The sequence below is a fragment of the Halobacterium sp. BOL4-2 genome (genome assembly GCF_016917835.2).
GTDB lineage: Archaea > Halobacteriota > Halobacteria > Halobacteriales > Halobacteriaceae > Halobacterium > Halobacterium salinarum.
Genome location: NZ_CP070332.2, coordinates 889,198 through 903,400 on the forward strand (window position 1 = coordinate 889,198; position 14,203 = coordinate 903,400).

The 14,203-nt window shown below is 70.8% G+C and carries 15 protein-coding genes; 9 read left to right on the forward strand and 6 right to left on the reverse strand.

Annotation, left to right across the window (positions count from 1 at the left end; translation table 11 throughout):
- Positions 1-91: 91 nt before the first annotated feature.
- A complete protein-coding gene (locus JRZ79_RS17930; RefSeq protein ID WP_205252703.1) occupies positions 92-853 on the reverse strand; it encodes a DUF2064 domain-containing protein in 762 nt (253 codons plus the stop codon).
- An 88-nt stretch (positions 854-941) separates the two neighbouring features.
- Between JRZ79_RS17930 and JRZ79_RS17935 the strand changes: the two genes are divergently transcribed.
- Positions 942-1,142 carry a hypothetical protein gene (locus JRZ79_RS17935; protein WP_205252704.1) on the forward strand — a complete coding sequence of 67 codons (201 nt, stop codon included), beginning with the start codon at positions 942-944 and terminating at the stop codon, positions 1,140-1,142.
- Between the two features lie 13 nt (positions 1,143-1,155).
- Here JRZ79_RS17935 and JRZ79_RS17940 read toward each other — a convergent pair whose 3' ends face one another.
- Positions 1,156-1,788, reverse strand: coding sequence for a uracil-DNA glycosylase family protein (locus JRZ79_RS17940; protein WP_010902887.1), 633 nt, complete (start codon positions 1,786-1,788; stop codon positions 1,156-1,158).
- Positions 1,789-1,962: 174 nt separating this feature from the next.
- On the opposite strand from JRZ79_RS17940, the gene JRZ79_RS17945 reads away from it, so the two are divergent.
- Positions 1,963-2,169: a hypothetical protein gene (locus tag JRZ79_RS17945; RefSeq protein WP_205252705.1), complete on the forward strand. Its 207-nt coding sequence runs from the start codon at positions 1,963-1,965 to the stop codon at positions 2,167-2,169.
- A 36-nt stretch (positions 2,170-2,205) separates the two neighbouring features.
- Here JRZ79_RS17945 and aroC read toward each other — a convergent pair whose 3' ends face one another.
- Both aroC and aroA read right to left on the reverse strand, forming a co-directional pair.
- Positions 2,206-3,390, reverse strand: coding sequence for a chorismate synthase (gene aroC / locus JRZ79_RS17950; protein ID WP_205252706.1), 1,185 nt, complete (start codon positions 3,388-3,390; stop codon positions 2,206-2,208).
- A 248-nt stretch (positions 3,391-3,638) separates the two neighbouring features.
- Positions 3,639-4,931 (reverse strand): 3-phosphoshikimate 1-carboxyvinyltransferase, encoded by a 1,293-nt coding sequence (aroA, locus tag JRZ79_RS17955; RefSeq protein WP_205252707.1) that lies wholly within the window; start codon positions 4,929-4,931, stop codon positions 3,639-3,641.
- A gap of 121 nt (positions 4,932-5,052) precedes the next feature.
- On the opposite strand from aroA, the gene JRZ79_RS17960 reads away from it, so the two are divergent.
- A complete protein-coding gene (locus tag JRZ79_RS17960) occupies positions 5,053-6,228 on the forward strand; it encodes a Xaa-Pro peptidase family protein (protein WP_010902891.1) in 1,176 nt (391 codons plus the stop codon).
- A gap of 15 nt (positions 6,229-6,243) precedes the next feature.
- On the opposite strand, the gene JRZ79_RS17965 is transcribed toward JRZ79_RS17960, so the two are convergent.
- Positions 6,244-7,614 (reverse strand): PAS domain-containing sensor histidine kinase, encoded by a 1,371-nt coding sequence (locus tag JRZ79_RS17965; protein ID WP_205252708.1) that lies wholly within the window; start codon positions 7,612-7,614, stop codon positions 6,244-6,246.
- A gap of 107 nt (positions 7,615-7,721) precedes the next feature.
- On the opposite strand from JRZ79_RS17965, the gene JRZ79_RS17970 reads away from it, so the two are divergent.
- The 6 genes from JRZ79_RS17970 to surE all read left to right on the forward strand — a co-directional run bounded on the left by JRZ79_RS17970 (position 7,722) and on the right by surE (position 13,979).
- Positions 7,722-8,459, forward strand: coding sequence for a prephenate dehydrogenase/arogenate dehydrogenase family protein (locus tag JRZ79_RS17970; RefSeq protein ID WP_205252709.1), 738 nt, complete (start codon positions 7,722-7,724; stop codon positions 8,457-8,459).
- Entirely contained in the window at positions 8,449-9,840 is a 1,392-nt protein-coding gene (locus JRZ79_RS17975; RefSeq protein WP_205252710.1) for a class I SAM-dependent methyltransferase, read from the forward strand. Before JRZ79_RS17970 ends, JRZ79_RS17975 begins: the two co-directional genes overlap by 11 nt.
- A 59-nt stretch (positions 9,841-9,899) precedes the next feature.
- Positions 9,900-10,382, forward strand: coding sequence for an Lrp/AsnC family transcriptional regulator (locus JRZ79_RS17980; protein ID WP_010902895.1), 483 nt, complete (start codon positions 9,900-9,902; stop codon positions 10,380-10,382).
- A gap of 107 nt (positions 10,383-10,489) precedes the next feature.
- On the forward strand, positions 10,490-10,954 hold the full coding sequence (locus JRZ79_RS17985; protein ID WP_081422751.1) for an NAD-binding protein: 465 nt from the start codon (positions 10,490-10,492) through the stop codon (positions 10,952-10,954).
- Positions 10,941-13,127, forward strand: a complete 2,187-nt coding sequence (locus JRZ79_RS17990) for an amino acid permease (protein ID WP_136361445.1) — start codon at positions 10,941-10,943, stop codon at positions 13,125-13,127. Before JRZ79_RS17985 ends, JRZ79_RS17990 begins: the two co-directional genes overlap by 14 nt.
- A 75-nt stretch (positions 13,128-13,202) precedes the next feature.
- Positions 13,203-13,979 carry a 5'/3'-nucleotidase SurE gene (surE, locus tag JRZ79_RS17995; protein WP_205252711.1) on the forward strand — a complete coding sequence of 259 codons (777 nt, stop codon included), beginning with the start codon at positions 13,203-13,205 and terminating at the stop codon, positions 13,977-13,979.
- 6 nt (positions 13,980-13,985) lie between these two features.
- Here the strand turns inward: surE and JRZ79_RS18000 are convergent, their stop codons facing one another.
- Positions 13,986-14,186 carry a hypothetical protein gene (locus JRZ79_RS18000; protein WP_205252712.1) on the reverse strand — a complete coding sequence of 67 codons (201 nt, stop codon included), beginning with the start codon at positions 14,184-14,186 and terminating at the stop codon, positions 13,986-13,988.
- Positions 14,187-14,203 lie beyond the last annotated feature (17 nt).

Below are 14,203 nucleotides of genomic sequence, written 5' to 3' on the forward strand. Positions count from 1 at the left end.
CACCGTGTTACTTGCTGTCATCCTGCAGCAGTCCCCACACCCCACCCCCCGAATCAGCACGCCCAACATTCGAAATCCGGGGTGGGGGGGGCTACGTTCGGCGCAGCGCCGGCAGCCCGGACTCGTCAGCCGCCACCCGAAGCCCGAGTGATTCGATGATCGCGGTGGTGTGGGCGGGCACCAGCCGCCCCGACGCGTGGCGCGCCCGGATCGCGGCCACCAGTGTCTGCAGCGCTCTCGCGGACCCGATGCGTCGCCGCCCCGGGAGGAAGTCAACGTCGTAGCCGGCGTCGACGGCGCGCGCGTTCACGTTCTCGACGGCCGGCGCTTCCAGGGCGCGCTTGAAGTCGACGGGCTCGGTGAATCCCGCGAAGTACACGTCACCGCCGTCCGCCGGCCCGAGCACGACCTCGCTGCGGCGGAGCTTCATCGCCGCGCTGTCGATGTCCTTCCGGAGCAGCGTCGGCGCGTCCGGCTCGATCACGGCAACCGACTGCGCGCCGCCGTTCTCCAGGAGGTGTGTCACCGTGTTGCCGACCCGCGCCGACCGCGACGATCCGACTTGCACTTCCACGCGCGCGGCTTCATGCTGGTCGCCGTCCAGGGCGTCGTCGACGAGCGCGCGCACCTCCGATTCGGCGTCGCCGTCGGGCACCGCGTCGGGCAGCTGGTCGTCGGGGCGGTAGTTCACGAGCAACTCGCTGTTGCTATCCGCGACCGCGTGCAGGATGTCGGCCACCATCGCCTCGTAGAGGCGGGTGGCCTCATCGGACGAGAGCGGCGTTTCGTCGGGCAGCGTGGGCAACACCAGGCCATCGCGTGGCGGGTCAACCAGTACGGCGGCGACAGGCATAGTATGGCGTGGGTGCTGGCGTGGCTTGAACGACGCGGTCCGGGGTCGACCGGGGCGGCTAAGACGCGGGGCGACACAGCACGCAGTAATGGTGACCGCTGCGGGTGTGTTCGCGCGGGGAACAGTGCTTGTGATCAGCGCCGTGGTCGGCGGCGCACTGGTGGCCGCGGCGACGACCGTCTCGACATCGGTCGCGGCGCTGGTGGCGCTGGTGGTTGCCGCCGCCACCGTCACCGGCGTGGTCGGCGTGGGTGTGATGGGGACCACCACGACAACCCCGTACTGGTAGCTGGACGGGTGGCCTACCGCGACCGCCGGCCTTTCGTCTGGCGGTAGTCGGTGTCCTTGAACGACAGGAAGAAGTCGATCCACGCGTCGGTCTGTGCGTCCGACTGCTCGCGGGGATGGATCATCGGGACCAGTTCGAACCCGCGCCCGCGGACCGTGTCGCCGTGCAACTCGGTGACAGCCAGGCTGTCCGCCGGGGTGGTGGTGTACTCCTTGCCGAGCTCGGTGAGCGCGCGCTGGCCGACGGGCACCAGCACCTCGGGGTTGATCATCCGGATGTCGGCGTTGAGGTACGGCTCGCATCGCGTGCGTTCGTCGGCGGTGGCTTCCCGGTCGGGGTGGCGACACCGCGACAGCAGGGTCACGTACGCGTTCGCGAGCTCCGGCTCAGTGCTCGACGGGAGCGAGTGGTTCAGGCCGACGCTGCCGAGGATGTGCTGGAAGCGCTCGCCGGCGTCGTCGCCGACAAGCGGCACGCCCGCGGCCTCGCTTGCGGCGCTCGGTGACTCCGCGACGAACACGAAGTCAGCGCCCACGTCGCCGTAGCCGTGCACGACGCGCTCGCGCTGGTCACAGAGGCCGGCGCAGTTCCGGCAGTCTTCGTCCATCCCGTAGGGATTTCGGCGGGTCTCCTGTGCGGCGTCCATTCGTCCGGCAGTCGGTGCGCCGCCCGGAAAGCAACTTCGCTGGCGAACGCCCCGCGAGTACAGTGGCGCTCGGTCGGTGAGCACACGGCCGGTGTGAGCTCTGCCACAGTCGGCCAGCACAGGACTCGTGTGTCACGCCGGTGTTCCTTTGGATGACTGGGGTGAACACCGTCTATGGAGAACCCGCGTGCGATCGGTCTTCCTGCATTGGTCCTCGGCGTGCTGACCGTGGGGTCATCCGGCAGCGAGCTTCTCGGGGCGTCGGCCGCGTGGACAAGCCCCGTCGGGGTTGGCAACATCGCCGGTCTGATCGGCGGGCTCGCGTTGACACTGATCGGGGTCGCTGTGCTTCAACAGTGGGGCGAGTTCGCGATCGATTGAGCGAACACGCGCCAGCAGCGACTGGTAGGCGCGCGCTCACTCGTTGCGCGGACTGCTCGGGTGGTAGTCGGTGTCGTACTGGCCGGGGTGGCCGTCCAGCCGGTCGGGGTTGATGCGGCCGCCCAGCAGCATGAAATCCAGGATCGTGCAGTACAGCATCGCTTCGACGACCGGCACCGCACGCGGCGGCAGCGAGGGGTCGTGGCGGCCGGTCACGGTGACCGCCTTCTCCTCGCCGGTCTCCCAGTCGACGGTTGCCTGGGTTTTCGGGATCGACGTCGGCGCGTGCCAGGACGCCTCGCCGTAGATCGGTTCGCCGGTCGTGATGCCGCCCTGGAGGCCGCCGTGGTCGTTGCCCTCGGGGATCGGGTCGCCCTCGTCGGCGACGACGTGGTCCTCGTCGCCGTCGGCGACCGTCCAGTCCTCGTTGCGCTGCTTGCCCGCCACCGAGCGGGCGTCCCGCCCGAGGCCGAACTCCACGCTGGTCGTCGCGGGGATCGCGAACAGCGCCTGCCCGAGGCGCGCGGGCACGCTGTCGAAGCGCGGCGCACCCAGCCCTCGCGGGACACCCCTCGCCTCGAAGTAGATCGACCCGCCGATGGAGTCGCCGCGCTCCTGGTAGTCGTCGATCAACGCCCGCATCCGTTCAGCCGTCTCGGGGTCCGCACACCGCACCTCGTTGTCCTCGCTGTGTTCGCGGATGTCCTCGAAGGACACGTCCGGCGCTTCGATCTCCCCGATCTGGTTGACGTGGGCTTTCACCCGCACGTCGTGGTCAGACTGCGCCAGCACGGCCTTCGCCACTGCGCCCGCCGCCACCCAGTTGACGGTCTCGCGGGCGGACGACCGGCCGCCGCCGCCCCAGTTGCGCGTCCCGAACTTCGCGGAGTACGTGTAGTCGCCGTGGGACGGGCGGGGTGCGGTCACGAACGGTTCGTACTTGCCGGACTCGGCGTCCTTGTTCTCGATGGTCATCCCGATGGGCGTGCCGGTGGTGGCGCCGTCCTGGAGCCCGGACTGGATCGAAACCTCGTCGGGCTCCCCACGGGAGGTCGTGATCATCGACTGCCCGGGCTTCCGGCGGTCGAGTTCGTCCTGGATCATCCGTTCGTCGAGTGTCACGCCAGCCGGACACCCCGACACCACGACGCCCATCCCCGGACCGTGGCTCTCGCCGTAGGTCGTCACTTCGAACAGCCGCCCGAACCGGTTGCCGTTCATTGGCTGAACATACGCGCCGAGGGGCTTATGACTTGCAGTCACCGCCCCTCTAGCCCGCCCACCGCACCCGCCACGACTAAGTAACGCGCTGGCCTGCGCTGTGACGGATCACGATGGACCTCCGAACTGGGCTCTCCTACGGGGACGCCAACGACGCCCGGACGGACACGGACATCGAGATGTCGGCCGACGAGGGCGTCGCCGAGCGCGTCGACGAACAGCACACCGACGTTCGCGGGACCGGTGTGTCAGCCGTCCGCGTCCGCGCCGAGCCCCGCCAGCACCTCGAAGAAGTCGGGGAAGGAGACGTCGACGTGCTCGCTGCCCGCGATGGTGGTTTCGCCGTCGGCGACGAGCCCGGCGACGGCGAGCGCCATCACGAGCCGGTGGTCGCCGCGGCCGTCGAGGCTCGCACCCGAGAGTTCGGTGTCGCCGCCGCGAACGACGAGTTCGTCCGGTCGCTCCTCGACGCTCGCGCCCAGCTTCGACAGGGATTCGGCCATCGCCGCCACGCGGTCGGTCTCCTTGTACCGGACGTGCTCGGCGTCCGTGATGCGCGTCGTGCCGTCCGCGGCGGCACCCAACACCGCAATCGTCGGCAGGAGGTCCGGCGTGTCCGCGACGCCGACCTCGACGCCGGACAGCTCGGACCGCTGTACCGTTATCACACCCGACTCAGTGTCCCAGTCGATGTCGGCACCCATGCGTTCGAGCACGTCGACGATGGCGGCGTCGCCTTGCGCGCTCGGGTGCATCCCCTCCACCACGACCGCCGCTCCGTCCGCGGCGGCGAGCGCGCCCGCGGCCAGGAGGTACGACGCCGACGAGAAATCCCCGGGGACGGCGTACTCGCCGCCCGACGGGGCGTAGGCCTGCCCGCCCGGCACGCGGTAGCCGGCGGCCGTCTCGCCCGCGCTGACGCCGAACCCGTCCAGCACGTCCAGCGTGATGTCGACGTACGGCGCGGACTTCAGTTCGGTCGTCAGGTCGGTTTCGATGCCGGTCTCGGTCACGGCCCCCGCCATCAGCAGCGCGGTGACGAACTGCGAGGAGACGTCACCGGGCAGCGCCACGCTGCCGCCGGAAACCGGGCCGTCAACGACGAGCGGTGCCTGGCCGTTCCCGCGCGTCGAGCGCGCCGTCCCGCCGAGCCCCGAGAGCGCGTCCAGCAGCGGCCCGTGTGGGCGAGCGCGCAGCGACTTGTCGCCGGTCAGGACGGTTGTGCCGTCGGCGAGCGCGGCCGCCGCCGTCACGAGTCGCATCGTCGTCCCCGAGTTCGCGCAGTCGATGACGGCGTCCGGGACTGCGGGCCGGCTCCCGAACCCGGTCACGACCCAGTCGCCGTTCTCGCGTGTCGCCGCCCCGCCCAGCAGCCCAACGGCGCGCGCCGTCGCGCGGGTGTCCGCGCTCACCAGCGGGTCGCGGACGACCGTCTCCCCGTCCGCGTACCCCGCCGCGAGCAGCGCGCGGTGTGTGTAACTCTTTGATGGCGGCGCGCGCGCCCGCCCCCGTACCCGGGACGGCGAGACTGTCGCGTGCATACCGGCGAGGAGGGCGGCCCACGGCATGAGGATTCCGGCGCCGGCACCGCCGTCGCGGCAGAGGGCGGGCGGCGGTTCCGGAGGCGGTAGCGTTTAGGCGTCGCCCCGAACAGTTCCGGGCATGGACCCCGACTTCTCGCAACTCGACGAGTTCCTTGAGGACAGCGGCGTCGACGGCTACGCCTTCCACGACGACGACAGCAACTCCGACCTCTACTACCTCGCGGGCTTCGACGCACCGGACCCCTTCTTCGCCGTGTACACGCCCGCGCAGACCGGCGTGCTCGTCTCCCCGCTGGAGTACGGTCGCGCGAGCAAGGCGGCCCGCGCGGATGTCGTCGCCCGCCACTCGGACTACGACCTCCAGGCGAAACGGGAGGAGTACGGCCCGCGGGCGGCCAAAGAGCGCGTACTCGCCGAGTTCGTCGCGGACCTCGGTTGTGAGTCGCTGGCGGTCGGCGAGCGCTTCCCGGTGGGCACCGCGGACGCGCTCCGCGACCACGAGATCACCGTGGAACCGGACGAAGACAACGTCGTCGAGGACATCCGCGCGACGAAAACCGAGGCGGAAATCGAGCACGTCCGCGAGGCACAGCGCGCGAACGAGGCGGCGATGGCGCGCGCCGAGGAACTCATCCGGGGTGCCGACCGCGAGGACGGCGTCCTCGTGCGTGACGACGGCCAGCCCCTGACCAGCGAGTACGTCCGCCAGGAGATCGAGATCGAGCTGCTGCGCCACGGCTGTGCGCTCGACGACACCATCGTGGCTGGCGGCGCGCAGGCCGCCGACGCCCACGAGCGCGGCAGCGGCCCGCTGCCCGCCGACGACCCTGTCGTCGTCGACATCTTCCCGCGGAGCAAGGACTCGAAGTACCACAGCGACATGACGCGGACGTTCGCCAACGGCGACCCGAGCGACGCCCACCGGGAGCGCTACGCGGTCACCCGGGCGGCCTTCGAGGCTGCGCTGGACGCCATCGAACCGGGCGTCACCGGCGAGGCGGTCAATCAGGCGGTCATCGACGTCTTCGACGACCACGGCTACCCGAACGTCTTCGCTGACCCCGACACCGAGTCCGGGTTCATCCACTCCACGGGCCACGGCGTCGGTCTCGACGTCCACGAGATGCCCGCCGTCTCTCAGGGCGGCGACGAACTCCACGCGGGCAACGTCATCACCATCGAGCCCGGCCTCTACGAGCCCGGCGAGGGCGGCGTCCGCATCGAGGACATCGTCGTCGTCACCGAGGACGGCTACGAGAACCTCACCGACTACGAGATCGCGCTGACCGACTGACACGGCCCCCGGTGGTCACTGCGTTGCCGGCGTGATGACGATATCGCCGTCGTCGACGCTGACGGTGCCGCCGGTCTGCCTGACGATCCAGTAGACCACCCAGAGCCCGACCCCGGAGCTGTGCTTCAGGGGCGTTTCGGCTTGCCCGGACAGCACGCGCTGCTCCGCCTCCGGGATCCCAGGGCCGTTGTCGTGGACGCGAACGGCCAGGGGGTTGCCGGTCACCGACACCTCGACGCGCGGGGCGTCGGTCGGTGCGTGCTCGGCGGCGTTCGACAGCAGCTCACGGATCCCGAGTCGCAGCCGTTCGTCGACCGCCGCGTCCGCCTCGACGGTCACGACGACGGCGGTCTCGGCGTGGGCGTCCCGAACCGCCGTCGCCTCCGTGCGCACGATGTCGGCCACCGACTCCGTGCCGGCGTCGCCGCGTGCGAGCGCATCGGCGAGCGCGCGCGACTTCTCGCTGGTCTCCAGCAACCCCGTCGCTGCGTCCTGGATCGCGGCGAGATCCGGTTCGTGAGTCGCCTGCCCCGCGGCGTCGTCCTCGTCGCCCAGCCTGGACTCGATGCGGTCGGCGCGCCCCAACACCACGTTCAGGGCGTTTCGCGTGTCGTGGCGGAGCACGCGCCGGAGCACGCGCAGCCGCTGGCTGTGGTCGCGGCGGTCGGTCACGTCGCGACACACCCAGACGTAGCCGTCAGCGACCGCGGTCATCGTGAGTTCCTGTGGGTACGTCGTGCCGTCCGCACCGCAGGCCGTCACGATCCCCTGCCACTGCTGTTGGTCGCCGTCGTCGAGGGCCACGAGTGCGTCCGCGATCGGTCCGTGGCTCTCGGACGGGTACAGCGACTGCCAGGACTGTCCGCGGACGCGCTCCGCGTCCGTGCCGCCGGTGAACGACGCGTTGGCGTACTGGACGGTTTGCTCGGCGTCGTCGATCATTGCGATGCCGTCCATCGCGGAGTCAAGCGCCGCCATCAGTCGCGCCCGAGAGCGCCCCCGCCACCGGTCTCGCTCCGCGTACGTTCCCGCGACCGCGCCGCCGAGCGCGCCGAAGCTCGCGTGCTGGATCACCACGTGCTGGACCGTGATCGCGCCGTACGCGCCGGCCAACACCGCCCACAGGTCCAGCGCGAGCACGAGGCCGGCGCCGCCGACCGCCCACACGGCCACCGCGTCGCCACGCGGCACCGACGACGCGAGCAGCCAGAACCACAGCCCGTACCCGAACACCCCAACTGTCGGGATGATCATTGCGGCGACGCGTACCGGGTGCTCGTAGTCGTCGTATAACAGGAAGTGCGCCACGCTGGCTGCGGCGAGCACCGCGCCGAGCGCGGCGACCGCCCACTGTCGTTGGCGTGGCGGCGCGTCGATCCGCGGCATGTCGCCCAACACACCGAAACCGAACACCCCAACGGTGAAAAAAATCCCGCACCCGGCCGGATCGGGTGCGAACGCCTTTTAGCAGCCGGGGCGCTACACTCGCGTCAATGGAGGTACTCGTTGTCGGGGCCGGCGCGGTCGGACGCTGGGTGGCTGAGGCGGTCGCCGCGCCAGTGGCGTTCGCCGATACCGACCCACAGCGCGCCGTGGCCGCCGCCGACGCCACCGAGAACGCGCGCGCCGTCGCCGTGGACACGGCGGCGTCGTTCGCGGTCGTCGCGGTGGCGGTCCCGATGCGCGCTGCGGGCGCCGCGATCGACGCTCACGCCGCCGCCGCCGAGCGCGCCATCGTGGATTTCACGGGTGTGATGGGCGAGCCGCTGGCGGCGATGGCCGCGGCGGGGCCGCCCGGCGTCGAGCGCGCGAGCTTTCACCCGCTGTTCGCGCCGGCGCACGCGCCGGGCCGCATCGCGGTGACCGACGGCGACGGCGGGCCGGCGGTCGACCGGCTTCGGGGCTGGCTCGCCGACGCCGGCAACGAGCTGGTTGAGGTTCCGGCCGCCGTCCACGACGACGCCATGGAGACCATCCAGGGGCGGACCCACGCCGCGATCCTGGCGTTCGCGCTGGCGGCCGACGACGTGCCGGACGCGCTCGCGACCCCGGTCTACGAGGAGCTATCGCGGCTCGCCGACCGGGTCACCGGTGGCACGCCGGGCGTGTACGCCGACATTCAATCGGCGTTCGGGGGGGGCCAGGAGGTCGCCGCTGCCGCCGACCGCATCGCGGCTGCGGCGGCCGGCGACGGTGACGCGTTCGCGGAGGTGTACGAGGATGCCAGTTGATCGCGGGGCGGTCCGGGACGCCGCGAAATACCTCCGTGGCGTTCGCCCCCTCGACCCGGCGGCGCTGCGCGAGTACGTCCCCGGGCAGCCTCACGAAGCCGTCGTGCGCCAGGTGCTCCGGGAGCAGGCCGCCGACCTGGGGATCATCGAGCGTGCCGACGGAACGTTCGTGGTGCCACCCGAGGAGCCAGTGGGGCCGCCGTTCAACGGCGTGACTGCGCTCCCGGAGCGCTACGAGCGCGTGATCGAGGCGGAGCTCACCGCGGCGTACGGCCCGGACTGGCACCGCGGGGACACCGGGGACAGCCTCCGAGAGACGATCCGCCGGTTCAAAGACGACTACTACCGCCGGAACCCCGTCGAGTACGACCGCGAGGTCGCGTTGGGGTACGCGGTCTACCATCTGGCGGGCTACTACGCGGCCGTCCAGTACGTGCTCGCGGGGCTTGCCCGTGATGGGCTGCTCGGCCACGACCTCCGTGTGCTGGACCTCGGCGCGGGGGTCGGCGGGCCGGCGGTGGGGCTGTTCGACTTCCTGCCCGACGAGGCGCTGGTGGAGTACCACGCCGTCGAGCCGAGCGCCGCCGCCGACGTGCTCGACGCACTGCTGGCCGAAACCCCGCACAACGTCCACACGACGATCCACCGGGAGACCGCCGAGTCCTTCCAGCCGGCCGGCGAGTACGACCTCGTGTTGGCGTGCTCGGTGCTCTCGGAGCTCGACGACGCGGCGTCGGTCCTCCGGAAATACGCCGACGCGATGGCCGCCGACGGGACGGCTCTCGCGCTCGCGCCCGCGGACAAACACACGAGCACGCACCTCCGAGCGGTGGAGCGCGCCGTCGAGGACGACCCGTTTACCGTGTACGGGCCGACGCCGCGGCTCTGGCCGGATCGCCGGCCGACCGACAGCGGGTGGTCGTTCGACGAGCGGCCCGCGGTCGAGGTGCCCGCCGTGCAGTCGCGGCTCGCGGACGCCAGCCAGGACCCCGGGGAGTTCCGCCACACCGACGTGCGGTTCTCGTACTCGCTGTTGCGCCGCGACGACCGCCGCCGGCACGCCGTCGAGCTGTCCGGCGACCGCCTGCTCGCGCTGGGTGACGCCGACGACCGGGTGACCGACCGCGCCGACCTGCTCGTGGCCAAGCTCTCCCGGAACCTCGCCGGCGCGGACGCCAACCCCGTCTTCAGGGTGAGCGACGGCAGCCAGACGACGGACTGCTATGCCGTGCTGGTTCGACCGACGAGCCTGAACGGCGGCATCGAGGCCGCCGACTACGGCGACCTGGTGTCCATCGAGGACGCCCTCGTGCTCTGGAACGACGACGAGGACGCGTACAACCTGGTCGTCGACGAGGAGACGGTTGTCGACGCCGTCTGACGCCGGACAGCGGTGGTGACTGCGACAGACCTTTTTACGGGCCGTCGGGATTACCAGTCATGACACTCGACGGGCTCGACGACCTCGACCGAACGATCCTACACGCACTCCAGCGGGACGCCAGAAGCACGTCCTCCCAGGACATCGCCGACGAAGCCGACGTATCGGCGAGCACCGTCCGCAACCGCATCGGACGCCTCGAAGAACGCGGGATTCTGACCGGCTACCACGCCGACGTGGACTACGAACAGGCGGGCTATCAGTTGTACACGCTCATCGTGTGTACGGCACCGGTGCCACAGCGTGAGGAGCTGGCGGCGGCGGCCGTCGACGTGCCCGGCGTGGTGCGCGTCGAAGAGGTGATGACCGGGACGGAGAACATCCACGTGTTCGCCGTCGGGGCCGACAGTGACGACCTCAGCCGGATCGGCCGCGATCTCGACGAGTTGGGCCTGGAGGTCGCCGATGAGGACCTCATCCGGAGCGTACACGCGGGACCGTTCGATGGGTTCTCGACACCGTCTGCAAACGATACTGAATAATATACCCTATCTTTGGGACGGAATAGCAGATAATGCGGTTATTTTATATAGTTTTGTCCCCACCGATGGGATAGGCGGCGAACCCGGACCGACGCCGCACACCACCCATGCCCGACACCACAACCACGGCCGACACGCCGACACACGCACCGACGGCCGTCATCGGTGGCGGCCACACCGGCCACGAGGTCGCCACACGACTGCTCGCGTACGACTCCCCCGTCACACACATCACGACCAGCCCACCACCGGCCGACACACCGGACTCACTCACCGTCCACGTCGTTCCCGCCCTGGACGGCACCGCCCTCCGCGCCGTTCCTGGTGACCGGCCACACACGGTCGTCGTCATGTGCGTTGACGACGCCAACTCCCTGCTGGTCGCGCAACTCGCCCGCAGCCGGCTCGATCCCACCCACCTCATCGTCCACATCACCACGCCGTCACGAGCCCCCGCGTTCGAACGTCTCGACGCCGACATCATCACCACCCCGCACGCGCTCGCGGCCGCCACCGTCGACTCACACCCGGCCCCGCGAGCCAGCACCCACCACAGCAATGAAAACGCTTGAGCGAGACCTCGGCCTCGGCGCGGTGTTCGCGATCAGCGTCGGCGCAATGATCGGCAGCGGCATCTTCATCCTGCCGGCGCTCGCGCTCAAAATGGCCGGCCCGGCGGTCATCGTAGCGTACCTGCTGGCCGGCCTGCTCGTCGTCCCGGCCGCCCTCTCGAAATCCGAGATGGCGACCGCGATGCCGGAAGCCGGCGGCACCTACATCTACATCGAGCGCGGCATGGGGCCGCTTCTGGGCACCGTCGCCGGCGTCGGCACGTGGTTCTCGCTGTCGTTCAAAAGCGCGCTCGCACTCGTCGGCGGCGTCCCCTACCTCGTGTTGCTGTTCGACCTCCCCGTCCAACCCGTGGCGCTCGGGCTCGCGGCACTCCTCATCGTCGTGAACCTGCTCGGCGCGAAACAGACCGGTCGGCTCCAAACCGTCATCGTCTCGCTCATGCTCGCCGCGCTGGGGTGGTTCGTCGCCGGCAGCGCCGGCCAGGTCCAGCAGGCGAACTTCCAGGGCTTTTTGACCGGCGGCTGGGAGGGGCTGCTGGCCGCCACCGGACTCGTGTTCGTCTCCTACGCGGGCGTCACGAAGGTCGCCAGCGTCGCCGAGGAAGTCGAAAACCCCGACCGGAACCTCCCGCTCGGCATCCTCGGCTCGCTTGCGTTCACCACGCTGCTGTACGTCGGCATCGTCGCCGTGATGGTCGGCGTCACGGACTCCGGTGCCGTCGCCGGCTCGGCCACCCCGGTCGCCGTGGCCGCCGACGCCACCCTCGGCACCGCCGGCGTCTACGCCGTCATCGCCGCCGCGGTGCTCGCGCTCGTCTCCACCGCCAACGCCGGCATCCTCTCCTCGTCGCGGTACCCGTTCGCGATGAGCCGCGACCAGCTCGCGCCACCGACGTTCGCCGAGATCCACGACCGCTTTGGCACACCGACGACGGCCATCACGCTCACTGGCGCGGTCGTCCTCGCGCTCATCGCGTTCGTCCCCATCCTCGACATCGCGAAGCTCGCCAGCGCCTTCCAGATCCTCGTGTTCGTGCTCGTGAACCTCGCGCTGGTCGCGTTCCGCACCGGCACCACCGACTACGACCCCGACTTCGAGTCGCCGCTGTACCCCTGGATGCAGGGCTTCGGCGTGCTCAGTGGGCTGGCGTTGCTCACGCAGATGGGGTGGGTCCCGATCGCCGGCGCGGCCGTCATCACGCTCGGCAGCGTCGTCTGGTACCGCGTCTACGCCCGGCCCCGCGTCCGCCGCGAGGGCGCTGCGACGGACGTGGTGCGACGGCGGCTGGGCCGCGATGTGCTGACCGAGACCGAAGCCCTCGTCGACGCCACCGGGGCCGAGGCGGGTGGCCCAGAGGTACTGGTCGCGCTCACCCGTGAGGCCAGCGCCGACCGCGAGCGCGCGCTGCTCTCGCTGGCTGCTGACCGCGCCCGAAACGAGGACGGGCAGGTCGTCGTCGTCCGGTTCGACGAGGTGCCCGATCAAGCACCCCTCGACCACGCCGCCGACGTGCAGTCGCCGGCCGACGTGCGCTTCGAGGAGCGCACCGAAGGGCTCTCCACGGAGTTCGACGTCGACATCACGTACGGCGAAGTCGTCAGCCACGACACCAAACGCGCCATCCTGAACGTCGCCGAGCAGCGCAGCGTCGACACGGTTGTCGCCGAGCACGAGCGACTGCGGCTGCGCTCGCGGCTGCTCGGCGACCCCATCGACTGGGTGGTGCGACACGCCCCCTGTGACGTGTTGCTCGTCGAGAACCGGGGCTACGACGCCCCACAGAACGTCGTGCTCGAGGGCGACGGCGGCCCCTACGATCCCGCGACCGTCGCCGTCGCCGACGCAGTCGCCGGCGCAGCCGGCGGCACCGTGACCCTCCAGTTCCCGCTGTCCGCGGACCACCCGGACAAACGCCAGGAGACCGTCCACGCCTACCAGGACGAGCTCGCCGGCCTGCTGTCGGCACCGGTCAGAACCGCCGACCTCCGGGCGGACGGCGGCGACCAGACCGCCCCCGACCTGGTCGTCCGGACGGGCGCTCACCGCCGCGTCCGAGGTGGCCGCGGCAGCCACACCCAGACCGCCGCCGACTGCACCGAACTCACGGTCTACCCCCACGAGTCCCGCCAGCCAGGTCTGCTGCGGCGGCTCGCCGAACGACTCGTGTTCTGACCCACCGGGCCGCCCCGCAGCCACTGCCCGCCGCTTCCCGAAACGCTCTTTCGCCGTCGCGCCGACGGCTACACGATGGACGCCGACGAGCCCGAGATTCTCGTGACGAACGACGATGGTATCGACGCACCGGGCATCCGCGCCCTCGCCGACGGCCTCGACGCGGTTGGCAATGTCACCGTCGTCGCGCCCGCGGACAACCAGAGCGCGACGGGGCGCGCGATGTCCCAGGAGGTCGCCGTCCACGACCACGACCTCGGATACGCCGTTGAGGGGACGCCCGCGGACTGCGTGGTCGCCGGGCTGGAGGCGCTCGGCCCCTACCCCGACCTCGTGGTGTCGGGCGTGAACGAGGGGGGGAACCTCGGGATGTACGTCCTCGGGCGCTCGGGCACCGTCAGTGCGGCCGTCGAAGCGGCGTTCTTCGGCGTGCCCGCGATCGCAGTCTCGATGTACATGCGCGAGGAGCAGTTCGGCGAGCCGACCGCAGTCGCCGACTACGAGCACGCCGTCGACGCCACCACACACCTCGCACACGACGCCGTCACCGACGGCATCTTCGACACCGCTGACTACCTGAACGTCAACGCCCCCCACCCGGACGCCGACGCCACCGGCGAGATGGTGGTCACCCGTCCCTCCCACGCCTACGACATGACCGCCGCCCAGACCGGCGACACGGTCACGCTGTACGACCGCCTCTGGGAGGCGATGGCCGCCGGCGACATCCACGACCCCGAGGGAACCGACCGCCGCGCCGTCCTCGACGGCCACGTCTCCGTCTCGCCGCTGACCGCCCCGCACTCGACGGAACACCACGACGCACTCGACGGGATCGCCACGGAGTTCTGAGGCGCGTCAGTCGATCCGGCAGTCCCGCAGCATCGCCGCCGCGTCGACGCGGTCGGCGGTGTTCGTGGGTGCCCCATCGAACCAGCCGGCCCGCTGGACTTCGCCGCTGTGCGCTCCGAGGTCGTCGCCGAACTCGGTCGCGGAGCGCGGCGACAGCGCTGTCCATGGCTGGCGTACGACTGGTTGGTGGCAAAAACCTGCCGCCACCGTCGGGCCAGCGCACC

Coding starts and splice junctions, on each gene's coding strand:
- JRZ79_RS17965 (WP_205252708.1), bottom strand. CDS start 7,614: ATGCCGCGGATCGACGCGCCGCCACGCCAACGACAGTGGGCGGTCGCC.
- JRZ79_RS17945 (WP_205252705.1), top strand. CDS start 1,963: ATGGAGAACCCGCGTGCGATCGGTCTTCCTGCATTGGTCCTCGGCGTG.
- JRZ79_RS17985 (WP_081422751.1), top strand. CDS start 10,490: ATGCCCGACACCACAACCACGGCCGACACGCCGACACACGCACCGACG.
- JRZ79_RS17990 (WP_136361445.1), top strand. CDS start 10,941: ATGAAAACGCTTGAGCGAGACCTCGGCCTCGGCGCGGTGTTCGCGATC.
- JRZ79_RS17935 (WP_205252704.1), top strand. CDS start 942: ATGGTGACCGCTGCGGGTGTGTTCGCGCGGGGAACAGTGCTTGTGATC.
- JRZ79_RS17980 (WP_010902895.1), top strand. CDS start 9,900: ATGACACTCGACGGGCTCGACGACCTCGACCGAACGATCCTACACGCA.
- JRZ79_RS17970 (WP_205252709.1), top strand. CDS start 7,722: ATGGAGGTACTCGTTGTCGGGGCCGGCGCGGTCGGACGCTGGGTGGCT.
- JRZ79_RS17930 (WP_205252703.1), bottom strand. CDS start 853: ATGCCTGTCGCCGCCGTACTGGTTGACCCGCCACGCGATGGCCTGGTG.
- JRZ79_RS17960 (WP_010902891.1), top strand. CDS start 5,053: ATGGACCCCGACTTCTCGCAACTCGACGAGTTCCTTGAGGACAGCGGC.
- surE (WP_205252711.1), top strand. CDS start 13,203: ATGGACGCCGACGAGCCCGAGATTCTCGTGACGAACGACGATGGTATC.
- JRZ79_RS17940 (WP_010902887.1), bottom strand. CDS start 1,788: ATGGACGCCGCACAGGAGACCCGCCGAAATCCCTACGGGATGGACGAA.
- JRZ79_RS17975 (WP_205252710.1), top strand. CDS start 8,449: ATGCCAGTTGATCGCGGGGCGGTCCGGGACGCCGCGAAATACCTCCGT.
- aroC (WP_205252706.1), bottom strand. CDS start 3,390: ATGAACGGCAACCGGTTCGGGCGGCTGTTCGAAGTGACGACCTACGGC.
- aroA (WP_205252707.1), bottom strand. CDS start 4,931: ATGCACGCGACAGTCTCGCCGTCCCGGGTACGGGGGCGGGCGCGCGCG.